This is a genomic window from Metabacillus sp. KH_069 (assembly GCF_057838075.1).
This window is the reverse complement of sequence record NZ_CM174460.1, coordinates 3589610-3612017: the sequence shown is the minus strand read 5'-3', so window position 1 is coordinate 3612017 and position 22408 is coordinate 3589610. Positions and strand designations below refer to the sequence as shown.

At 40.0% G+C, this 22408-nt stretch carries 20 protein-coding genes and 1 riboswitch; of the genes, 17 read left to right on the top strand and 3 right to left on the bottom strand.

The window, feature by feature from the left end; genetic code table 11:
- The first annotated feature begins 146 nt into the window (after positions 1-146).
- A complete protein-coding gene (locus AC3ISE_RS18215) occupies positions 147-1592 on the top strand; it encodes a DEAD/DEAH box helicase (protein ID WP_489222049.1) in 1446 nt (481 codons plus the stop codon).
- Between the two features lie 76 nt (positions 1593-1668).
- Here AC3ISE_RS18215 and AC3ISE_RS18210 read toward each other — a convergent pair whose 3' ends face one another.
- Together AC3ISE_RS18210 and AC3ISE_RS18205 are read right to left on the bottom strand one after the other, a co-directional pair.
- Positions 1669-2100: a hypothetical protein gene (locus AC3ISE_RS18210; RefSeq protein WP_489222048.1), complete on the bottom strand. Its 432-nt coding sequence runs from the start codon at positions 2098-2100 to the stop codon at positions 1669-1671.
- A gap of 164 nt (positions 2101-2264) precedes the next feature.
- A complete protein-coding gene (locus AC3ISE_RS18205; RefSeq protein ID WP_489222047.1) occupies positions 2265-2474 on the bottom strand; it encodes a hypothetical protein in 210 nt (69 codons plus the stop codon).
- A 196-nt stretch (positions 2475-2670) separates the two neighbouring features.
- On the opposite strand from AC3ISE_RS18205, the gene AC3ISE_RS18200 reads away from it, so the two are divergent.
- The 4 genes from AC3ISE_RS18200 (at position 2671) to AC3ISE_RS18185 (ending at position 6286) form a co-directional block, all read left to right on the top strand.
- Positions 2671-3564, top strand: a complete 894-nt coding sequence (locus AC3ISE_RS18200; protein WP_489224377.1) for a TRM11 family SAM-dependent methyltransferase — start codon at positions 2671-2673, stop codon at positions 3562-3564.
- A gap of 55 nt (positions 3565-3619) precedes the next feature.
- Positions 3620-4459: an MBL fold metallo-hydrolase gene (locus tag AC3ISE_RS18195; protein ID WP_489222046.1), complete on the top strand. Its 840-nt coding sequence runs from the start codon at positions 3620-3622 to the stop codon at positions 4457-4459.
- Between the two features lie 112 nt (positions 4460-4571).
- Positions 4572-4817, top strand: a complete 246-nt coding sequence (locus AC3ISE_RS18190) for a phosphatase (RefSeq protein WP_489222045.1) — start codon at positions 4572-4574, stop codon at positions 4815-4817.
- Positions 4818-5060: 243 nt separating this feature from the next.
- A riboswitch (purine riboswitch) is annotated at positions 5061-5164 on the top strand.
- A 240-nt stretch (positions 5165-5404) separates the two neighbouring features.
- Positions 5405-6286, top strand: coding sequence for a 5'-methylthioadenosine/S-adenosylhomocysteine nucleosidase (locus AC3ISE_RS18185; protein WP_489222044.1), 882 nt, complete (start codon positions 5405-5407; stop codon positions 6284-6286).
- 407 nt (positions 6287-6693) lie between these two features.
- Here the strand turns inward: AC3ISE_RS18185 and AC3ISE_RS18180 are convergent, their stop codons facing one another.
- On the bottom strand, positions 6694-7011 hold the full coding sequence (locus AC3ISE_RS18180; protein WP_070875801.1) for a hypothetical protein: 318 nt from the start codon (positions 7009-7011) through the stop codon (positions 6694-6696).
- A gap of 290 nt (positions 7012-7301) precedes the next feature.
- Here AC3ISE_RS18180 and AC3ISE_RS18175 point away from each other — a divergent pair, with 290 nt between their 5' ends.
- From AC3ISE_RS18175 to AC3ISE_RS18120, 12 genes are all read left to right on the top strand, one after another.
- Positions 7302-9689 carry an immune inhibitor A domain-containing protein gene (locus AC3ISE_RS18175; protein ID WP_489222043.1) on the top strand — a complete coding sequence of 796 codons (2388 nt, stop codon included), beginning with the start codon at positions 7302-7304 and terminating at the stop codon, positions 9687-9689.
- Positions 9690-10260: 571 nt separating this feature from the next.
- Positions 10261-12069, top strand: coding sequence for a cache domain-containing sensor histidine kinase (locus tag AC3ISE_RS18170; protein WP_489222042.1), 1809 nt, complete (start codon positions 10261-10263; stop codon positions 12067-12069).
- Positions 12041-13648, top strand: coding sequence for a response regulator transcription factor (locus AC3ISE_RS18165; protein ID WP_489222041.1), 1608 nt, complete (start codon positions 12041-12043; stop codon positions 13646-13648). The genes AC3ISE_RS18170 and AC3ISE_RS18165 overlap by 29 nt, the downstream gene beginning before the upstream one ends.
- A complete protein-coding gene (locus tag AC3ISE_RS18160; RefSeq protein WP_489222040.1) occupies positions 13645-14988 on the top strand; it encodes an ABC transporter substrate-binding protein in 1344 nt (447 codons plus the stop codon). Before AC3ISE_RS18165 ends, AC3ISE_RS18160 begins: the two co-directional genes overlap by 4 nt.
- A gap of 220 nt (positions 14989-15208) precedes the next feature.
- Entirely contained in the window at positions 15209-15703 is a 495-nt protein-coding gene (locus tag AC3ISE_RS18155) for a DUF2798 domain-containing protein (protein ID WP_489222039.1), read from the top strand.
- A 174-nt stretch (positions 15704-15877) separates the two neighbouring features.
- Entirely contained in the window at positions 15878-16261 is a 384-nt protein-coding gene (locus AC3ISE_RS18150) for a VOC family protein (protein ID WP_489222038.1), read from the top strand.
- 247 nt (positions 16262-16508) lie between these two features.
- Positions 16509-16961, top strand: coding sequence for a MarR family winged helix-turn-helix transcriptional regulator (locus AC3ISE_RS18145; RefSeq protein WP_489222037.1), 453 nt, complete (start codon positions 16509-16511; stop codon positions 16959-16961).
- A gap of 27 nt (positions 16962-16988) precedes the next feature.
- On the top strand, positions 16989-17507 hold the full coding sequence (gene paiA / locus AC3ISE_RS18140) for a spermidine/spermine N(1)-acetyltransferase (RefSeq protein ID WP_489222036.1): 519 nt from the start codon (positions 16989-16991) through the stop codon (positions 17505-17507).
- A 21-nt stretch (positions 17508-17528) separates the two neighbouring features.
- On the top strand, positions 17529-18146 hold the full coding sequence (locus AC3ISE_RS18135) for an FMN-binding negative transcriptional regulator (RefSeq protein WP_489224376.1): 618 nt from the start codon (positions 17529-17531) through the stop codon (positions 18144-18146).
- 597 nt (positions 18147-18743) lie between these two features.
- Positions 18744-19715 carry an ABC transporter permease gene (locus AC3ISE_RS18130; RefSeq protein WP_489222035.1) on the top strand — a complete coding sequence of 324 codons (972 nt, stop codon included), beginning with the start codon at positions 18744-18746 and terminating at the stop codon, positions 19713-19715.
- 18 nt (positions 19716-19733) lie between these two features.
- Complete coding sequence (locus AC3ISE_RS18125) at positions 19734-20612, top strand: carbohydrate ABC transporter permease (RefSeq protein ID WP_070875791.1); 879 nt, start codon at positions 19734-19736, stop codon at positions 20610-20612.
- Between the two features lie 133 nt (positions 20613-20745).
- Complete coding sequence (locus tag AC3ISE_RS18120; RefSeq protein ID WP_489222034.1) at positions 20746-22350, top strand: ABC transporter substrate-binding protein; 1605 nt, start codon at positions 20746-20748, stop codon at positions 22348-22350.
- Positions 22351-22408 lie beyond the last annotated feature (58 nt).

Genomic DNA, 22408 nt, shown 5'->3' with positions numbered 1-22408 from the left:
AAGCAAGAGAGGGAAGCCTTTCTTGTTTTTTTATGTGTCTCAAAATCAAAAACCAATATTTATCCCGCTCATGTCTTCTTTTCAAGTATAATGATGATTCATGCGTTAAATACTTGAAAAAACACAAGAAAAAATGAGGTTGCTAAATGAGTCATAAAAGCTTTAATACCTATAAATTAAGTTCGGAAATTGTGAGCGCGCTGGATAGCTTGAATTATACGGAGCCTACAGAAGTTCAGGATAAAGTGATTCCTGTGGCTTTAGAAAAGAAGGATCTTGTCGTGAAATCACAAACAGGAAGCGGGAAGACGGCCTCGTTTGGCATCCCGCTCTGTGAGATGGTCGAGTGGGAGGAAAACAAGCCTCAAGCGTTAATTCTGACACCAACAAGGGAGCTCGCTGCACAGGTAAAAGAGGATATTACGAACATCGGCAGATTCAAACGGATAAAAGCGGCCGCGGTGTATGGTAAACAGCCATTTGACAGGCAAAAGCTAGAATTGAAGCAGAAAACTCATGTGGTTGTCGGAACACCTGGGAGAGTACTTGATCATATCGAAAAAGGAACACTTGCTTTAGAAAAGCTGCAATATCTGATTATTGATGAAGCGGATGAAATGCTGAATATGGGGTTCATCGACCAGGTAGAAGCAATTATCGCAGAGCTGCCGAAGGACAGAGTCACGATGCTCTTTTCAGCTACTCTCCCAAAGGATGTAGAAAATCTCTGTCATAAATATATGAAAAAACCAGTGGAAATTGAAATAAAAGCAGCTGGGCTGACGACTGCATCAATTGAGCATTCATTAGTTGTGGTGAGAGAAGAGGAGAAGTTTTCGCTTCTTAAAGCTGTTACAGTAGTAGAAAACCCTGACAGCTGCATCATCTTCTGCAGAACACAAGAGCAGGTTGATACTGTATTTAAGCAATTAGACCGCGCAAATTATCCTTGTGACAAAATTCATGGCGGTCTTTATCAGGAAGATCGTTTTGCTGTCATGAATGATTTCAAAAAAGGGAAATTCCGTTATTTAGTTGCGACCGATGTAGCCGCCAGAGGAATCGACATTGATAATATTACACATGTCATTAACTATGACCTGCCGCTTGAGAAAGAAAGCTATGTTCACAGGACTGGCAGAACAGGGCGGGCAGGAAAGACAGGAAAAGCGATAACTTTTGCTACGCCTTACGAAGAAAAATTCCTGTCTGAAATAGAAGAATATATCGGTTTTGAAATTCCTAGAATACTCGCGCCAACAAGAGAGGATATTTCAGAAGCAAAAGTGGCATTCGAAGCAAAAATAACTTCTCGTCCTGTGATTAAAAAAGATAAAAGTGCCCAGCTGAACAAAGGCATTATGAAGCTCTACTTCAACGGAGGCAAGAAAAAGAAAATACGCGCAGTCGATTTTGTCGGAACAATCGCCAAGATTCCCGGCATGACAGCAGGTGATATTGGAATCATCACCATTCAGGATAACGTTTCATATGTAGAGATTCTGAATGGAAAAGGTCCAATCGTTTTGAAGGCAATGAGAAATACAACGATTAAAGGAAAGCTTCTGAAAGTTCACGAAGCGAATAAATAATAGCATAATAATAGCGAAAGTCCTGTTATTTAGAAGGTCTTTCGCTTTTTTATATCGCTCATTGAATATAAAAACATTACTTCTTTTTCTCAGCTATTTCTCCTTCAAGAGAGGCTAATTCTTTCTTCCTTGCTTCTATCTTTTTAGTTAAATTAGCAAGCTGCTTGTTCATGTTTGCCAAATTTTCTTTTGCATTCATAGATTCACTTTCAAACTTCTCTTTATCCCTTATGATAGCGATTACTTCATCAAACTCTTTTTGCTTCTCTTCTATTTCCTCAAGAGTATCATCTAGTTCTTTTTTTAGAAAAATGAGTTCTGATTGTTTATCTGCAATGATCGATTTGAGTTTGTCATAATTAAGTTTTTCACTAGCAATATCAGTAGTTGCTGAATTTTTGCCAAAAGAGAAAGAAAGAAATAATAACATAACGACAATAATTGGAATGAATAACCAAAGCACGAATTTTTTCATCTTCTGATTTGTTTCTGTCCCCGGAGCTGACAATCGTTTACCCTCCTTTGCAGGGTGATGTTTAATAGTGAATGCAGTCTGTTTTTCCAAGGCTGTTATGATGAATTGGAGTATAAAATATCATATGCTGCTGTGGAAAAAACGCTTCAATAAAAACGGGTTTAAATGAGGTGATCATTTAAACCCGTTTTTATAATTTATTCATCATCACGAACCGTATCATCCACAATGGCAAACAGCTGGCGGTCAAACAGATCATCACTGCATAACAAATGTTCATCAGGAGTTTCTGCGATTTCTTTTAATTCTCCTTCATCACCTTTTGCATTAATGATCTCAAAAATCTGGTTCAGCCCCTCTGAAGTTTGCTCGTCTTCTTGGTTTTGTGTTCGTTCTCGCTCTTTCAAGACAATCAGCCTCCTTTTTATATGTATCATTTGCTCAAAAAGAAGAAATTACCCGTCTGGACAATTGCATTTCTCTTTGAATACAGATATGGTTTGATAGGAAGAATATTTTAAAGCGCTGAAGGATGGGAATAGATTGGATAAACTTAGCCGAAAACCGGCATTTATATATACATTTGCATGTACAGAAGAGGAGATGTCCCTTTGTCACTTGGAAATGCGTTCTTTTTTTGGCGTTCAGCCCGATGGATTCAGTCTGAAAAGTGAAGTTGGCATAGATCCAAGCAGAAGTCCTTTTATGAAAGAGAGACTTGAAGTCATCTACGAAGGCGACGATCTTTCTGAGATTGTAAAGCAGGTTGATCAGATTGATATCGGAACGGATACGTTTAAGATTATTTTTCTGAAAATCAATGATCTTGAAGATCACGAGCAAATCAGCTATCAGGAGCGCAGAAACATGGAGCGGCAGGTTGGCTGGCCATTCAAAGCAGAAGCAGATGTTCGGAATCCGGACCAGACGTTTGGCCTGACAACTCACGGCGGGCGCTGGTATTTCGGAAAGTACCGCAAAAGCGAACCGGTCTGGCTGCATCATTTAAAAAAACCGCGTGAATATTCCACTGCACTTAGCACTCGGGTTGCAAGAGCAGTTGCCAATATTGCTGTGCCAAACCCTGCTGGCATAAAAGCGATTGATCCGTGCTGCGGAATAGGAACCGTTTTAGTAGAGGCTTTATCCATGGGCATTGATATTGTGGGACGCGATATTAATCCACTTGTGACAGACGGCTCCAGAGAAAATATCGCTCATTTTGGCTATGAATGTGACGTCAAAACAGCACCGATATCAGAAATCACAGGCAAGTATGATGTCGCCATTATTGATATGCCCTATAACCTATATACTCACGCTACACCTGATGAGCAGCTGTCTATCTTAAAACATGCCCGCCGCATTGCGGATAAAACGGTGGTTGTGACCAGTGAAACGATGGATCACATGGTTGAAGAGGCAGGCTTTCGTATTGCAGACCGCTGTACAGTGAGGAAGCAAATGTTCTCAAGGCAGATACTGATTTGTGAATAAAGACAGGCTGATTGAGGATACTAATCCTTTGAACCATACATAGGAGGTATCAGCAATGAGTGACCAAATGGAGAGCTCCTTTGAGAACAAATGGATGCCGATGACATCTGTTGCAAGCGGGCTGGAATTCGATGTCCTGCCGGGTGTCTACTGCTATACGAATCAAATCGTAAATGTTGTTTTCCTGAGAAGCGGAGACGACTGGTATTTAATTGATGCAGGAATGCCGCACTCTGCAGACACGATTAAATCAGCTTTTGAAGTGCATGCCGGGGTAGAAATGGCGCCTAAAGCAATCTTGCTGACACATGGGCACTTTGATCACGTCGGCGGCATCATTGAACTCGTTGAACAGTGGCAGGTGCCTGTCTACGCTCATGCACTGGAACTTCCGTATTTGACCGGTCAAAAAGATTATCCGGAACCGGATGGAAGTGTTGAAGGCGGATTGATCGCCAAGATGTCACGGCTTTTTCCGAATGATGGCATCAATTTAACTGATCATGTTCAAGCATTAGGAGAAAATGGACAGATTCCAGGACTGCCAGAATGGAAATGGATCCATACGCCTGGACACACGCCTGGCCATGTTTCTTTTTATCGTGAAGAAGACCGTACATTAATCGCAGGAGATGCTTTCGTCACAGTCAGACAGGATTCACTCTATAAAGTGTTTACTCAGAAGCAGGAACTTTCAGGTCCCCCAAGGTATTACACAACCGACTGGCAAGCTGCCTGGAACTCAGTGAAAACATTGGAAGCTTTGAAGCCATCCACTGCTATTACTGGTCACGGACTGCCAATGTCAGGCGAAGAGCTGAGAAAAGGCCTTGCCGAATTAAGCAGGGATTTTGAAAAGCTTGCCATGCCTGATCATGGGAAATATCTTCAATAAGAATCAGCCGGAGAAAACTTGCCGGCTGGTTTTTTTATGATTTAAAAGAAGGTTATATTACCTGAATATGGAATAGATACATAGTCTTACTTTGATTTAGGGAGAGAAGAATATGAAGAAATTAGTCATTGGCGGCATGGGTGTCATATCAAGTGCTGTGCTGTTTGGATTAACACTTGTCTCAGCAGCAGTTTATTCACTCTATTTATCGGCTCCAGACATCGGAGGAGGATTTGACTCTCGTTTCGGTTTGTTTAGTACAGCTCTAATAGAGATAGGCACCATCCCATTAATTATGAGCGCTTTGCTTTTTATAGGGGCGGCATATTATGTAATTATTGGAATGAAGGAGAAGTGATTAATAAAAGGAAGGCGTTTCTTATAAAAGAGGAAGCGCCTTTTCAAATCCATATTATTATTCAATTTCAAATAATAGGAATCGACTTTAGATGATGAAATTCGGAATTAGCTCTATTTAATCATATTTAATTTAACTAGTTTTTAGAATATCGCTGATAATGCGAACGGTATAAAATTTTTATTATTTAATATTCGTATTTTTATTGATTATCCATCATTATTTTGTTATGTTATCAAAGTAATTAATTTATATATCATTACTCGTATATCCTCAGTAATATGGTCTGAGCGTCTCTACCTGGTTCCCATTGAAAGAACTGGACTACGAGTTAAAGTATTAGGCTGTTCAGCTTTTTTAGCCTTGGCAAGAAGTTTCTATTTTGCTGGATTTTCCATACTTTAACTTAGGGGTCTAGAAGGTAGAAATCATTCTGCTTTTCTAGACCTCTTTTTGTGTCAGAACCAGCAGCATTCAGATCATATTCAGACGGAAGCAGAAAAAGCGAGTTGGACTAAATAAGGAGGATTTCATATTTAATTCTGCAGAAATACAATCAGAAGAGTCACACTAAGGAGAGAGAATGAATGAAAATCAAACAGCTGAAAAAATATGCTTCATTAGCGATTATCACCATATATGTATTAACAGTGTTAGCAGGCTGCAGCTCTGCTTCCCAGTCTGAAGCTGCTAAAAAAGATGATCAAAGACCTATTCTTGTTCAAGGTCCAATGCCGATCGAAGCTGAAAATTTCGCAAAAAAGTTAGAAGATGTTAAAGAAGAAAAATCAGGAACATTTATATTTTACATAGGAAAACTGGACAACTATCCGGTTATTGTTGCAAAAACAGGCAAGGGTATGGAAAATACAGCAGCTGCTACGGCGGTGGCTATTGAAAGATATAATCCAATAGCAATAATTAATCAAGGAACTTCAGGAGGACATGATCCGGATTTAAATGTTTTTGATATTGTTTTGGGGAAAAGAACGGTAAACTTGGGTTCCTTAAAAACAGCAGATAAGGATGAAAATCAAGGAATTGATCCAACGATTTGGAAACCAATGGACTTAATGGCTTCTGAAGGAAGTGCAGGAGAAGATCCTAATGCTGAAAAGCCGCGTTTCTATGAGGGAGATGAAGATTTACTTACAGCTGCAAATGCTGTCAAAGATACATATACAAAAGGTAAAATTGTCGAAGGTACGATAGGCTCTGCAGACGTATGGAATAATGAAGTTGACCGCATTAAATGGTTTCATACTAAGTATGGTTCGTCTGTAGAAGAAATGGAAGGCGCATCTGCCGCACAAATTGCCAAAGCTTATGATGTAGCATTCCTTGGTATCCGTGTATTATCTAATAATAAAGTAAACGGCGGTAAATATAACCCTGATACTGCTGCAGCAAATCAAGAGTATGTTTATGAAGTTGTTAAAAAGTATATATCTGATTTCACGAGTAAGTAAATTTGTTCAGACTTAAGTGAATATAGATCAAGAGGCTGTCCGATAAGTCCCTAAAAAAAAGCAGGCAGGAAAAACAATGTTGTTTCCTGCCTGCTTTTTTTCTGTAGGCTCTTTTCGTAAACTTTGTTGTTTTTAGACTAAATGTTAATCCTAAGTGGATTGTAGCGGAAGGAACTTGACTCCTGCGGGAAATAGAGCAAATTGGGAGACCCCACAGGCAACGCCGAGGAGGCTCCCATGCTCCCCGCGGAAAGCAAGTTCCTGGAGTGGAAAGGAACGGATATTATTTATCATGAAAAACAACAATCTATGCGAAAATAGCCCTTTCTTTTAAAGGTTTTCGCACTATTCAATGTTCGGCTTTCTTTCAGGAGATGATCGTTACGTCCCAGCCCCTTTGTAAATCGTTAATTCTCTTCAGACTCACTGACCTTCTCAATCTTCTCCACAAACATCTGATAAACCCTGCGCTTTTCTTCCAGCTCTTTAATATAAAGCTTCAGCTCATTGAATTTTTCTTCGAATGGCTTTTGATAGGTTGTTTTGATATTGTTTATGATTTCATCATTTATAGTAGATTGAATGACTTGTTTTGTAATGCCAAATTTATAGGAATATAGCTGAAGCTCGCTTTTGACCTTATCATATTCTGCGTCTATTTCATTCTTTTGCTTCAGCATGTCCTCTTTCCATTCATGCAGAGAATCTTTCACATATGATTCCATATTTACCCTCCTCAGCAGCTTGATTGCCTATGTATCTCAATACACTATTTATCATCTATGACTATTTTGTGGGGGTAATTCGGGGATTATCGTCCTTCCTCCCTGCTTTTGCACCAGGTTTATAGGCTGAATAGAACAGGTTAGTCATATTCCTATTGATCTATTATTCTAGTAAAATTTTTCCGATTATAGGAGAAAAGGTCAATTCTATCTAATCCTGATTGTGCTATCTTTAAATATGTAGAAAAAACAGAAAATTCTACATGTTCTTACAAATAGGAGGGGTAGTATTGGCAAAGTGGAGCAAGAAATTCGGAACATCACTTCTAGCAACGAGTCTGGTCGCAAGCTTATTCGCGCCAGCTGCATTTGCGAAAGAACCTGTACCAACAGACGTTCAAACAGCGTTGTCAGCACCAATTGATCTAAACATTATCAATGAGGACCGTCTGGCAAATGCGCTGAAAAAACAAGGACTCATTCCGCAAAAAGCAAGTGACAAGGAAGTCGCTGCAGCCGTGCAAAAATATATCGAGAAAAAGCAAGGCGAAAAACCGACAGTTGATCTCCAGGAAGATGATCATGATGCAAAACTGGAAATCGACAAGAAATCAAAGGATTTCTTAACAAAGCAGAAAGAAAAGCTGACAAAGCAATTAAATAAAGGCCATGAAAAGCTGGGTAAAAACAAAAAAGACGGCTTTGTAGATGTGAAGCCGGCAAAACAGGCTAACTACAATGGCACTGTAAGAGAAGACAAAGTCCTGATTTTGCTTGTCGAATTTGAAGATTTCAAGCATAACAACATTGTCAAAGAAGACGGCTACATGTATTCAAACGACTTCAGCAAAGAGCATTATGAAAAAATGCTGTTTGGGGACAAGCCGTTTCAGCTGTTAGACGGTAAAAAAGTGCCGACATTCAAGCAATATTATGAAGAGCAATCAGGCGGCAGCTATACCGTTGACGGCACTGTTTCGGAATGGCTGACAGTTGAGGGCAAAGCAGCTGAATATGGTGATGACAACCCTAATGGCGGTCATGACAACTTGGCACCAGGAGGTCCGCGTGACCTTGTTAAAGATACGCTGAATGCGGCAGTTGCATCTGGGATGGATCTGTCTGAATATGACGAGTTCGATTTATATGATTTAGATGGAGACGGCAATCAAAACGAGCCGGACGGACTTGTTGACCATTTGATGATCGTACATGCAGGAACTGGACAAGAAGCTGGCGGAGGCAAATTGGGCAATGATGCAATCTGGTCTCACCGCTGGACATTAGGTGGAGTATACCCAGTTGCAAATACACAAGCTAAAGTGGATTATTGGGGCGGGAAAATGGCTGCTTTTGATTACACAATCCAGCCAGAAGACGGAGCAGTCGGCGTATTCGCACATGAATTCGGACATGATTTAGGTCTTCCTGACGAATATGACACGCAGTACAGCGGAAACGGCGAGCCTGTTGCTTCATGGTCAATCATGAGCGGAGGCAGCTGGAATGGCCAAACAGCGGGAACAGAACCGACAAGCTTCTCCCCGCAAAACAAAGAATTTTTCCAAACAATTATGGGCGGAAACTGGGCCAACATCCAGGAAATTGATTATAAAGATGTGTCAGCTGAAGGAACAGCGACATTCCTCGATCAAAGTGTCACTAAATCAAACAATCCGGGAATCGTGAAAGTAAACCTTCCTGAAAAACAAGTGAAAAGTACAATTCAGCCAGAATTCGGCGAAAAATACTATCACAGTACAAAAGGCGATGACCTTCACACTGTGATGGAAACACCTGAATTTGATTTAACAGGAAAAACGAGTGCAGCATTCACTTACAAAGCAAACTATGACATTGAGTATGGCTGTGCATGTGACTACTTGAAAGTAAGTGCAGAAACAGCTGATGGCACCAAAGTTCTTGAAGTCTTAGGCGGCGATGTTTCTGACGGCGACGCAACTAAGGGAACAACCAATGGAGCATGGATCGACAAATCCTATGACCTCAGCGAATTTGCCGGCAAAAAAGTAAAACTTGTATTTGAATACTCAACAGACGGCGGCCTTGCACCTGAAGGTTTTGCTTTAGACAACGCAGTACTAACTGCTGATGGCGAGCAAGTATTCAGCGACGATGCAGAAGGCACACCTAAGTTTACATTAGACGGCTTCAAAGCATTTGACGGAACATTCTTTGCAAAACACCATTACTACCTGGAGTGGAGAAACTATGCAGGTTCCGACAAAGCACTAGCTTTCTCACGCGGACCTAAATACAATACAGGCATGGTAGTCTGGTATGCGGATGACAGCTACTCAGACAACTGGGTTGGCGAGCATCCTGGTGAAGGATTCCTTGGAGTCGTTGACTCTCACCCTCAGCCATTATACGGATTGCTTGACGGCAAACTGACAACAACACAATCAACACGTTATCAAATTGCAGATGCAGCATTCTCATATGACAAATCTGCCTCATGGTACGTAGACAGCCCGACACGCGGTGAATACAGCTACAACGGCTTAAAAGGAGTCACATTCTTCGATGATTCAAGATCATACATGAACGAAGTTATTCCAGACGCTGGACGCAATGTTCCAAACTACGGCCTGAAATTCCAGGTTGTAGGCGAAGCGAAGGATAACTCTGCAGGAGCCGTTTGGATCCGCAAATAAGTTATCAATGAAAGGCAGCGTTCTTGTGGACGCTGCCTTTTTCATATATGCATAAATTTTTTTTGAATAGGAAAAAAGAAGGGAATGAATTGTCATATTAAGGTGTAATTTGTATTGAATATTCAGAAGTTTAAACCTATACCTGCACGGCTGCAGGCGCAATCATGATTTTAATTGGAGCAGCGGGAGTGCTGATCAGCCGCAGTAAAGCGGGTGCAAATTAACTTATCATTTAAAGAGAATAAGGGATTGTCCAATAAGTCTCTAAAATGAAGCAGGCAGGAAAAACAAATGTTTTTTCCTGCCTGCTTTTTTATGTAGACTCTATTCATAAATTTTGTGGTTTTAAGACTACATGTTAAAAATCTTGAGCGGAAAGGAACAGACGACATTTATTATTGAGAACAACATTTTTTCCATAAACAGACTTTCTGGACAGCCCCATTTCTTTTTTTTCTGAATTTTACCAAATTGATTTTTAATAAAAATACAAACCAGCAAACTCAAGTTTGTATTATACTGTAAGAAAATAGAACTAACAGAAACTTTTGAAAAGTTACCGGGAGGCTTCATGTTTTATTCTCTTAGAAATCGGCTGTTCATCATTTTTACGATTCTCCTGACCGTTCCATTCCTTGTTTTATCACTTCTCATTCCGGCTTGGTTTACATCCGTAATTGAAGAGCAGACGAAGGATTCAACAGTCGAAATGATGGAGCAATACTCCATCTATATTAACTCGGTCACCTCGCAGGCAGAGGATTTAGGGAAGCAGGTGCTGGTCAATCAGGCAACTCAGGAATGGCTGCATGCAGAAAGTGATCCGGCTGTCCAATCTGCTGAACGGATGCTGATTAAAAATCATCTGAAGATGCAGCTTTCTTCCATGATGATCAATAATTCAAATGGCATGGACATTTCTGTTTTTCTAAACGATGGTACAGGAACCTGGGGAGATAATCCGCTCCTTGCTGAAACGGATTGGTTCAAGAAATTTTCAAGGGGAGAAAAACGCTGGGTAAGCCATCACCGAGACCCGTATCAGCTTCATCAGCTGATGAGGGAAACAGAGGTTAACAGTTATTTAATTCCTCTCTTTGATATGCAGATGCTTGATTTATCGGGAATTATTAAAGTCAGTTTTCCTTCATCGCTGCTTGAAACGGCACTGGGCAAAATTAAACTCGGCGAAAACGGGCGGGTGTATTTGCTGGATGAATACGGAGAGAACGTTTTATCTGGCAGGATTGAGACCCCGGCTCCCGTTTTAAATAACAGTCTCGGAAAAATTCAGCGAATGAAGCAGTTTAATGGATTAATAGAAACAGCGTATAACCATGAAGACTATCTTGTCTTTTTTCAGAAGCTGAAGATAGGCAATTGGACGCTGGTGAGCGAAATCACAAAGTCTGAGCTGTTTGCCGAAATTGACAGGCTGCAGCAAAAATTATTGATTTTCAGCGGAGTGATCTTTCTGTTGACGATCCTTGCCTCATATGTCCTTTCTTCAAATATTGTCCGGCCGCTTGGAAAGCTCACAAATGCGATGAAATTTGTTGAAAAAGGAGACCTTGAAGGAGCAAGGACGTTTATGCCGACGATTAAATCCTATAATCATGAGGTCGGGTATGCGATCAAGGTTTTTGATCATACGATCAGAAAGCTGAATGAATTAATTAAAACAGAATATAAGGCGAATCTCCGAAGAAAAGATGCTGAATATAAAGCACTGCTTCTGCAGATCAATCCTCACTTTTTGAACAATACTCTTGAGGTGATCGGCAGTCTTGCCCTGCAGAATAAACAGAAGGAAGTTTTGGATGTAAGCATCTATCTTGGAAGAATGATGAGGTACTCGTTAAACACCAAAACAGACATTGTCAGGTTACGGGAAGAGCTTGCCTATATCCGGGATTTTATTGAAATAGTGAAGCTGAGGTACGATGGTGCTATTATGTTTAGAATTGAGGAGGAACCGGAGCTTGCTTCCTTCCCTATCTGCAAATTTATTATCCAGCCTCTTGTTGAAAATGCGGTGAAATATAGTTTGGCGGAAAAAACATCTGCAGAGATTCTGATTCGGACGGAATGGAGAGAAAACAAGTTAACCATATTGATAGAAGACGATGGCATAGGCATGTCCCAGAAGTTGATTTCACAGCTTTTAGCCGAAGAAAAAGAATATGAAACGATGGGTGTATTGGACAGCAGCGGAAGCAGTATTGGCCTAAGAAATGTGATTGGCAGGCTGAAGCTCTTTTACGGCAGCCGTTTTTCAATCGAAATCTATTCAGAAGAGGGAGCCGGGACAAGCATTGCATTATGTATAAAGGGAAATGAGGGGGATATACATGATGAAGGTCATTATAGCGGACGATGAAATTCAAGTCCGCAGAGGGCTGAAAATGAAAGCAGATTGGGAAGAAGAGGGATTCCAAATTGCAGGAGAAGCATCAAACGGAAAGGAAGCGCTCCAATTAGTGGAGGAAACAAGGGCAGACCTGGTGATAACGGACGTACGGATGCCTGTCATGGACGGGATTGAATTTGCGGGAAGGTGCCACAGGGAATATCCTCATGTAAAAGTCATTGTGTTATCGGGATACTCAGATTTTGACTATGTACGATCTTCTCTTATTGAAGGTGTGAAAGATTACTTGCTTAAGCCTGTTGCTCCAAATGAGCTGGCAGAGGCTTTGAGAAGAGTGAAGGATGAAATTATCCTTGAAAAAAAGAAGCAGGTGGAAACAGAAAAAGTGTCCAGGCTTGTTCACACACAGCTGGAAGAAATGAAAGAGCAATATGTGCTGCAGCTGGTAAAGGAAGAATGGTCTGAAGCATTTGCGGCAGAAAGACTCCAGCACCTCAATCTGGGCTTTCTTGCTGAGGAAGAAAAACATGTTCAATTCTTCACTGTTGAACTTAGGGCGTCAGCTCAATATTCAGTAAAAGAGCTCTGGCTGCCGTTTAGGATGCTCTGCAAAGAAATGGCAGATCAGTATGAAGGAACTTGTACTTTTTATGATGCGGGCTATGCAAACATGCTTCATTTTCTTCACTGTAAAGATAAAAAAGAGCCTTTAGAAACGTCGAGTATGGTGAAAAAGGTGCAAACTTATGTTAGAAAGTATCTTCAAGCTGAGACAGTGATTGGAATGGGCAAACCGTTAAGTGTGACGGAGTTAAAAACAGGCTATATTTCTTCCTTGCTCGCGTGGAGTCAGAGTGATCCTTGCGCAAAATCACAAATAATTGATGGAACGCTTCATAAGGAGGTTTTCGAACTCTCGCCTGATCAGGAGAAAAAAGCAGCAAACATGATTGAAAACGGCAATTTACAGGAATGCAGCAAGCTGATATTCGATCTTTTGAATGAAGCAAAAATCAAGTCTATGCTGTCTTTCTCGTTTGCAGCCAACCGGCTTCTCCTGCTGCTTGAATCGCTTGCTGCGAAATATGATATGGACAGAACGGAAATCAATCAAACGATGTGGACATGCCAGCAGAGTATCGGAGAATTGACTGCCCATGAAAAAGTCATTGAACAAGTAACGGCATTTGCTCACAGAATCATCCTTCTTGTAAGCAAGTCTCGTTCTTCGCCCAATGGTTTAGCCATTGTAGAAAATGTCCGCCGCTACTTGGACCTGAACTTTGCAAATGAAGTGACGCTGACCTCTTTGGCTGAGCAATTTCATATTAACAGTGCCTACTTATCTGAACTTTTTAAGCTCCATATCGGTCAGAACTTCAGTGATTATTTAGTGGAAGTACGGATGAAGCATGCATGCGAATTGTTAAAAGACAGACAGCTGAAAGTGATTGATATTGCATACTTAACAGGCTATTCCAATTCCGGCTACTTCAGCACCGTCTTTAAAAAACAGGTTGGACAAACACCGGCAGAATACCGGAAGTCTGCTTTGAACTTTGATGAAGCGGCAGGCAGGGATAGATGATGAAAAAAAGAGTAATCATTTTTATACTAATCATTTTGCTGTTACTTGCAGCAGGATATTATGCTTTTTCATCAGTAAGCTTGTTTTCAGGTGAGGAAAAAAACAATCAGCTGCCCGCTGAGAAATCAGAGAACATTGAACTTACTTTCTGGAGAAATTATGGCACCAAGCTTGAAAATGAAGCTTATAAAGAACTGATTTCGGCCTTTGAATCCTCCCATCCAGGCATCAGCATTAACATGAATGCCATCCCTTATGGGGATTATGAATTAAGACTGAGAACGGAAATAGCGGCAGGAAGCCCGCCTGATATTATGTCCATCGACAGTCCTAACCTGGCACTCTATGCCAATTCCGGTGCGCTATTGTCAATTGACAAGGAAATGAAAGAAGAAGGGCAAATCGAGGATATTCCTTTTTCAACACTTGAAGGCATGAAATTTAAAGATGAAATCTATCTGTCTCCCATTGCAGAATCCGGTGTGGCCTTATTTTATAACATTGATCTGTTTAAAAAAGCGGGACTGCCTCTTCCGTCCCAGGACCCGGCTGATCCGATGACATGGGGCGAAGTGGTGGAACTTGCAAAGAAAATCAATGATCCCGGGAATGAAATCTACGGAATTGATCCTGGTCAGGGATTCAGCGACGGGGAATCTCCAGCATACTTTAAAACGCCATTATTATGGCAATTCGGTGCGGAGGTTCTCAGTCCTGATGGCACCACTGCCACGGGTTATCTTAATTCAAAACATGCGGTAGAAGCTCTGCGATTTTATCAGGATCTCTATCACCGCTACAAAGTGGCGACTGTAGAGATGCCTCCAGATCCATTTGTAACAGGACACCTGGGCATGTCTGTCCTGGGATCATGGATGCTTGAGGAAATCGAACGGAACTATCCAGATTTTAAACTTGGTGAGGACTTTGGAGTAGCTCCTTTGCCGAAAGGAGACCATCAAATTACTCCAAATGGCGGCTGGGCACTCGGCATCTCTGCAAAATCAAAGCATCCGGAAGAGGCCTGGGCCTTTATCAAGTATATGACGAGCTTTGAAGGTTCAAAAAAATATGTCGAAATAACCGGCGACATGCCAGCGAGATTTTCCGTCTCAAAAGCATTTCCCGAGCTGACCGCCTATCCGAAAAATATCTTTGTGCAGCAGGCATTAAAGTACTCAAAAAACCGGCCAGTTTCACCGGCATACCCGGTCATAAGCGATGCTCTTAAGGAATTATTTGAAGACATCGGCATAGGGGGAAAAGATGTAAAAGCATCTGCTGATAAGGCTGTGGCTAAAATTAATGACGGTTTGGAAGATATTGATGAAAAGGAATAAATGGTGTTGATGCACAACACAAGATGTTTTATTTTACACGTATGATGCATTTTAATGAAATTTAAAATGAATAAAACATAGGATAACCAGCCTTCCAAATAAATGGGGCTGGTTATTCGCCTATTGGATTCAAGAGAAATTATTCACAAAATTGTCACTTATGAAAGGATATCCCTTTTCGCTATAATGGCGAAGTACTTAAAAGAAGGGATGAAGTAATTTGCCAACAACGAAGAGAGAAAGTTTTTATTTTGGACTGATCATGTGCGCGGGGATGGTCATAGTTATGACGTTTTATAATTTAATAATTAATGATTTGATAGGAATGGTACCTATTCAAGGTATCCTTCTTCAACTTATGCTGGGTTTTATTATTGCTTTCGTATTGGAGCTATTTATTGTCGGTCCAGCGGCTCAGAAACTAGCTTTTTCTTTGCCAAATGACAAATCTAAAAAAATCTTAGTCATTCTATCTGTTTCATTTTTTATGATAGTTGGCATGGATTCTTTTATGTCTCTCTATGGATTAGGGACTGCCTATTTTTACAGCAGCCTGGGTGAAGAATCATTAGTTGAAAGCTACTTATCCATCGTGTTTAAAAATTTCGTATTTGCTTTCCCCCTGCAGCTCATCATCATGGGACCTTTAGTTCGTTATCTATTTGCTAAATTTTATAAAGATCAAAGAATGATGGAAACCAAAAGTATAAGTTAGAGCTCTGTAACCAATAAGTGCATTTCTTCATGAATAAGAAATGCACTTTCTTTTTGAATTGAGGATTATATGTTTTATGTTAGGAAGGATAAAGCTTATATTTGTTGAATAAAAAATATTGAACTAGATAAGCAGCCCATAATTCTGTTATCAAAATATAAGGAGTGAATAGGGATGATTAAGAAACTTGGACAAGTTATGGTATATGTAAAGAACCAGGATGAGGCAGTGAAATTTTGGACAGAAAAAGCAGGGTTCACAGTTATTTCTGAAGAGGAAAACGGTCAAGGAATGCGCTGGATTGAAATAGCCCCTTCAAGTGAGGCTGAAACAAGTATTATTCTTCATGATAAAGAACTCATCGCTAAAATGCAGCCAGAACTAAATCTCGGCACACCTTCCTTAATGTTTTTCACAGACAATCTCGATCCATTACACAGCCGCCTGTTAAATAAAGAAGTCACCGTCGGAGAAATTGTAGAAATACCTTCTGGGAGAGTTTTTAACTTTGCTGATAGTGAAAAGAACTATTTTGCAGTCATGGAGAAAAGTGAGTAAAAAACAACTCAAAACGTTTGGCCGATTCCAATTGGGATCGGCTTTTTAATTCACCAATAGAGATTGTGAAGTAATGTACTTAAAGTAACGGGCAGATTTGTTGAACAAGAAAAATAAAAATATTCTATGTTGAATGCTTTTTATCTTTATCATTATTTTTTGTTGCAAATGCAATAAAGCTAGGTTAAATTAAATACATGTCATTTTTATTGTATTTACAACAAAAATATATACTAAGGAGTTAATTATGAAGGGAATTCTTCGTGAAATTGGAATGATCGCAAGGGCATTAGATTCTATAAGCAATATAGAATTTAAAGAATATGACCTTACAAAAGGGCAGTATTTGTACCTTGTGCGAATATGTGAAAACCCAGGAATCATTCAAGAAAAGTTAGCTGAGATGATAAAAGTAGACCGGACAACAGCAGCTCGTGCTATAAAAAAACTTGAAATAAATGGATTTATTGAAAAGAAAGACGATCAACATAACAAAAAAATAAAAAAGCTCTTTCCAACAGAGAAAGGGAAAAATGTTTATCCTTTTATAAAAAGAGAAAATGATTATTCCAATATCGTAGCATTAGAGGGATTTTCCGAAAAAGAAGTAGAAACCATTTACAATCTTCTTCAAAGAGTAAGAAAAAATATAGAAAAAGACTGGGAATTTGTAAAAAAGGGAAACAAGAGAAATTATTGATAATATATAAAGGAGAGACATATTTAAATGAATATAAATATAAAAACGTGTACCCTTGAAGATTCACGCAAACTTCAAGAAATTAGTTATGAAACATTTAATGAGACATTTAAGCATCAGAATTCACCCGAAAATATGAATGCCTACTTGGAAAGGGCATTTAACTTAAAACAATTAGAAAAAGAATTATCCAATAATTCTTCGCAATTCTTTTTTGTTTATTTTAATAATGAAGTCGCTGGATATTTAAAGGTCAATACTAATGATGCTCAGTCTGAGGAAATGTGTGATGAATCACTTGAAATCGAGAGGATTTATATAAAGAACAACTTTCAAAAACATGGGCTTGGTAAATATCTTCTAAATAAAGCTATGGAGATTGCGATGAAACGTCATAAAAAGAAAATCTGGCTAGGTGTATGGGAAAAAAATGAAAATGCTATTGCTTTTTATAAGAAAATGGGGTTTGTTCAAACTGGAGCCCACGCTTTTTATATGGGTGATGAAAAACAAATGGACTATATATTGACCAAAATACTCATATAACTTTTTGAAGGGTGGATTATGATGTATATACCTAAACAATTTATAATTGATGATGAAGAAGTAATTTATGATGTTATCGAAAAGTATAGCTTTGCAACATTATTTTCTCAGCATAAAGGTGAACCATATGCTACTCATCTTCCACTGATGTTAAATAAATCTGAAAATGCTTTATATGGTCATTTTGCACGTCCGAACGAACAATGGAAGGATGCTGAAAACCAAGAAGTCCTTGCGGTTTTCCAAGGGCCCCACTGTTATATTTCACCTACTTGGTACGAAACAACTAAAGCAGTACCTACTTGGAATTATGTGTCTATCCATTTATATGGAAAGATGGAGATTGTCGAGGATAGAAAAGTAATATTCGATTCTTTAAATGACTTGGTCAATAAATATGAAAGCCCTGATAGTCTATACAATTTAAATGCTGTTGAACCTAGTTTTATTGAAGGGATGAGTAAAGGAATTGTAGCGTTCAGAATAAAAATCACAAAAATTGAAGCAAAAGCTAAATTAAGTCAAAATCATCCTGTGGAACGACAAGAATTAATTATTAAACATCTAGAAAACACTTCTCAACAAGATAATATACAAGTAGCATCTCTTATGAAGAAAAATCTGCAAAAATGCAAATAAAAGTCATTCATTATTGAACTAACGGGGCATTAACTAAATAAGAACCAAGTGATTTTATGAGTGAGGTTAGATTTAGTTATTCCATTAAAGGGTGCAATTCACAAATTGTCGATCGTATCCTTCCACAATCGGGGGCTATTGCTGAGTAACCATCTTTATGATTATTGGCTCGGAGTACAAACTCTTAGCCTTTTTTTGTTTTCCAAGGCTTTGCTCTGGGATAAATGTGCAAGACAATTTACACAGCATTTTTCAGCTCATTTTACAGGGTATACATAAAGTTATTCCACCTCTACAAAACACCTTTAAAGTCAATTATAACAACAAAAAAACGGGTACAAATTGCTGTGCAATTGAATACCCACTCTCGACTGCATTTTGTTGGTTGCTCACTCAAAACGGAACCCGTTAGTCATAGGACTCGGGTTTTTTCCATTTAAAAAGAACCAAAAATATTAAACTCCTACTTCCAAAGAAATCAAACTTTTTCAAAATGCCTGTTTGATAAAGTGGAATTACAGAGAACACAGATAGAATCTCTGAACGCAAATTATGAAAGCGCTTATAAGTGTTTTCTATCAAAGGGGGGGGAGTTGCATGCAGGAGGTAGTGAAGGCAAAAGATGAGAACGCTGTCATAATCAAGGCGGAAAAGAAGGCCAAAGCAAAGTACAAATGGGACTATATTAAAAAGAATTACTTTTTGTACCTGCTGATCGCACCTGCTGTTATTCTGACAATCGTTTTTAAATATGTTCCGATGTACGGAGCGATCATTGCCTTTAAGGATTTCAGCACAATCAAGGGGATATGGGGCAGCGAATGGGTCGGTCTCAAACATTTTGAAGAGTTTCTGACCTCGCCTAATTTCGAAACAATCTTCATGAGCACACTTAAGCTCAGTTTATACGGGCTTTTGCTTGGGTTTCCAATTCCAATCATTCTTGCTCTGATGCTGAACCAGGTCAGAAGGGCAGCCATTAAGAAAAATATCCAGCTGTTTTTATATGCGCCAAACTTCATTTCTGTCGTGGTCATTGTCGGGATGCTGTTTATCTTTTTAGCTCCGACTGGTCCAATTAATCATTTTCTTACATTTATAACCGGTAAACCGGTGATGTTTATGTCTGACCCCGAATACTTCAGATCCATTTATATTATCTCTGGCATCTGGCAGGCTGCAGGATGGGCGTCCATTGTCTATGTAGCGGCTTTGGCAAACGTGGATCCTGAATTGCACCAGGCAGCGACGATTGATGGAGCAAACATTCTTCAGCGCATGATCCACATTGATCTGCCGGCTTTAAAGCCGCTTATGGCCATTATCTTTATTTTAGGTGCGGGCGGCATCATGGCGATCGGCTTTGAAAAAGCGTTCCTGATGCAGACCGCCATGAACTTGCCGACATCGGAGATTCTTCCGACCTACGTATATAAAATTGGTTTGCAGGCAGGAGATTATGCTTATTCAACCGCTGTCGGCCTGTTCAATTCAGTTATCAATGTCATTTTGCTGATTGTCGTGAACTTTGTGGTCAAAAAGCTGAATGAAGGAGAGGGACTCTATTAATCTGAGAGGAGGATTTTCATGATTAAACATACAAAAGTAGACCGGATTATCTTGTCTCTGAATGCTGTATTTCTTTGTCTGGCGGTACTTGCCGTTCTTGTCCCGCTCGTATATGTCGTCATCGCTTCATTCATGGATCCGACGGTTCTGCTGAATCAGGGGCTGTCGTTTAACATGAACGATTGGAGCCTGGAGGGATATAAACGGATTCTATCCGATGATTCAATGATTAGAGGATTTATTAATGCCATGCTTTACTCTGCAGGCTTTGCCATTATAACGGTAGTTGTCTCCATCTTTGCTGCTTTTCCTCTGGCAACTCAAGGGTTTGTCGGTAAAAACGCTTTTATGACATTCTTTCTTTTTACGATGTTTTTCAGCGGCGGACTCATTCCGACGTATCTGGTTGTCAAAGATCTCGGCATGTTAAATACGGTCTGGGCGATTTTGCTTCCAGGAGCAGTCAACGTGTGGAATATCATCCTTGCCAGAACTTACTTTAAGGGAATCCCGCATGAACTTCATGAAGCAGCAAAAGTCGATGGGGCTTCGGACTTGCTTATTTTCTTCAAAATTGTGATCCCGCTTTCGAAGCCGATAATCTTTGTTCTCGCACTCTATGCATTTGTCGGCCAATGGAATTCTTATTTTGATGCGATGATCTACCTTGAAGATCCCAAAATGCATCCATTGCAGCTTGTATTAAGATCCATTTTAATTCAGAACCAGGCTGAACCCGGCATGATCAGCGATCAATTGGCAATGGCTGAACTGGCCAAGGTTTCAGAGATGATTAAATATTCGGCGATCGTGATTTCAAGCCTTCCGCTGATCATTATGTATCCGTTCTTCCAGAAGTACTTTGAAAAAGGGGTTATGGTTGGTTCATTAAAATAAAGGTTTTTTCGTAAGCTTTGTTGCTTTTAGACTATATGGTTAAAACCTTTAGTGGATTGTAACGGACGCCATTTATCATCAAAAACAACAATCTATGCGAAAACAGCAAAAATAAATCATAGGGGGAAATGTAATGAAACATGTTAAGAGAGCTGTAGGAACTGCTGCAATTGCTGCAGTGTTATTATCCGGTTGCACTAGCAAAAATGTCGCATCCTCAGAAGACTATGAACTAAAGGATGTATCGTTTCCGCTGAAGGAAGAAGTAACGCTGAAATTTATCACGCAAAGCTCTCCGCTTGCGCCTAAGGATCCAAATGAAAAACTGATTTATAAGAGACTTGAAGAAAAAACGGGTGTTCATATCAAGTGGAAAAACTATACGAATGATGTGTTTGCAGAGAAAAGAAACCTTGCCATGGCAAGCGGTGATTTGCCGGATGCCATCATGGATGCCGGATACGGCGATTATGATTTGCTGAAGCTTGCAAAAGACGGCGCCATCGTTCCTGTTGAGGAGTTAATTGAAAAACACATGCCGAATCTGAAAAAAGTGCTCGATTCTTCGCCAGAATATAAATCGATGATGACAGCTCCAGACGGTCACATCTACGCCTTCCCATGGATTGAAGAGCTTGGTACAGGCAAGGAAAATATTCATTCTGTAGATGATTTCCCGTGGATCAATGTAGAATGGCTGAACAAACTTGGCTTAAAAAAGCCGACTACGACCGATGAACTGAAGAAGGTATTAGTTGCATTTAAAACGCAGGATCCAAACGGAAACGGAAAAGCGGACGAAATTCCGATGTCCTTTATCATTAATCACGGCGGTGAAGATCCTGCCTTCTTATTCGGAGCATTCGGCCTTGGCGACAACTGGGATCATACCGTTGTAAGCAATGAAGGCAAAGTCATCCTGACAGCAGCTGAGGAAGGATATAAAGATGCGATCATGTACTTCAGTGATCTTTATAAGGAAGGCTTAATTGATGTAGAAGCGTTTGAACACGACTGGAACACGTATCTTGCAAAAGGCAAGGATGAACGGTACGGCATGTACTTTACATGGGACAAAGCAAACATTACCGGCATGAATGACAAATATGATCTTATGAATCCAGTGGCTGGACCGGATGGGAATGTAAACGTTACCAGAACAAACGGTATGGGCTTTGACAGAGGAAGAATGGTAATTACAAGTTCAAATAAAAACCTTGAGCTTACTGCGAAATGGATTGACCAGCTGTATGATCCTCTGCAGTCTGTTCAGAACAACTGGGGAACATATGGAGATGACAAACAGCAGAACATCTTTGAATATGACGAAGCTGCAAATATGCTGAAGCATTTGCCGCTTGAAGGAGCTGCACCGGTAGAAGTGCGCCAGAAAACAAGTGTGAATGGGCCTCTTGCGATTTTAGATGAATACTATGGCACGGTTACAACGAAGCCGGATGATGCAGCTTGGAGACTGGACTTAATGAAAGAGGTCATGGCTCCTCATATGAAAGCTGAAAACACGTATCCAAAAGTGTTCTTCTCGCTAGAAGAGCTTGATAAGCTCTCATCCATTGAAGCCGATCTGTTTGCTTACATTAATAGAAAGCGGGCAGAATGGATGACAAATGGAAAAGCGGAAGCAGAATGGAAGGAATACTTGGCAGAACTTGACCGTTTAGGACTTCAGGAATGGCTTGAAATTAAACAGACAGGCTATGACCGCAATCAGCAATAAACGGTAAACTAAAGAGGCTGTTGTTCCATATGCAGCCTCTTATTCTATTGAAAAGGAG

Excerpts from the sequence above, each read along its gene's own strand:
- AC3ISE_RS18215 (WP_489222049.1), top strand. The coding sequence starts at position 147 with ATGAGTCATAAAAGCTTTAATACCTATAAATTAAGTTCGGAAATTGTG.
- AC3ISE_RS18200 (WP_489224377.1), top strand. The coding sequence starts at position 2,671 with ATGTCCCTTTGTCACTTGGAAATGCGTTCTTTTTTTGGCGTTCAGCCC.
- AC3ISE_RS18195 (WP_489222046.1), top strand. The coding sequence starts at position 3,620 with ATGAGTGACCAAATGGAGAGCTCCTTTGAGAACAAATGGATGCCGATG.
- AC3ISE_RS18190 (WP_489222045.1), top strand. The coding sequence starts at position 4,572 with ATGAAGAAATTAGTCATTGGCGGCATGGGTGTCATATCAAGTGCTGTG.
- AC3ISE_RS18185 (WP_489222044.1), top strand. The coding sequence starts at position 5,405 with ATGAAAATCAAACAGCTGAAAAAATATGCTTCATTAGCGATTATCACC.
- AC3ISE_RS18180 (WP_070875801.1), bottom strand. The coding sequence starts at position 7,011 with ATGGAATCATATGTGAAAGATTCTCTGCATGAATGGAAAGAGGACATG.
- AC3ISE_RS18170 (WP_489222042.1), top strand. The coding sequence starts at position 10,261 with ATGTTTTATTCTCTTAGAAATCGGCTGTTCATCATTTTTACGATTCTC.
- AC3ISE_RS18165 (WP_489222041.1), top strand. The coding sequence starts at position 12,041 with ATGATGAAGGTCATTATAGCGGACGATGAAATTCAAGTCCGCAGAGGG.
- AC3ISE_RS18160 (WP_489222040.1), top strand. The coding sequence starts at position 13,645 with ATGATGAAAAAAAGAGTAATCATTTTTATACTAATCATTTTGCTGTTA.
- AC3ISE_RS18150 (WP_489222038.1), top strand. The coding sequence starts at position 15,878 with ATGATTAAGAAACTTGGACAAGTTATGGTATATGTAAAGAACCAGGAT.
- AC3ISE_RS18145 (WP_489222037.1), top strand. The coding sequence starts at position 16,509 with ATGAAGGGAATTCTTCGTGAAATTGGAATGATCGCAAGGGCATTAGAT.
- paiA (WP_489222036.1), top strand. The coding sequence starts at position 16,989 with ATGAATATAAATATAAAAACGTGTACCCTTGAAGATTCACGCAAACTT.
- AC3ISE_RS18135 (WP_489224376.1), top strand. The coding sequence starts at position 17,529 with ATGTATATACCTAAACAATTTATAATTGATGATGAAGAAGTAATTTAT.
- AC3ISE_RS18130 (WP_489222035.1), top strand. The coding sequence starts at position 18,744 with ATGCAGGAGGTAGTGAAGGCAAAAGATGAGAACGCTGTCATAATCAAG.
- AC3ISE_RS18125 (WP_070875791.1), top strand. The coding sequence starts at position 19,734 with ATGATTAAACATACAAAAGTAGACCGGATTATCTTGTCTCTGAATGCT.
- AC3ISE_RS18120 (WP_489222034.1), top strand. The coding sequence starts at position 20,746 with ATGAAACATGTTAAGAGAGCTGTAGGAACTGCTGCAATTGCTGCAGTG.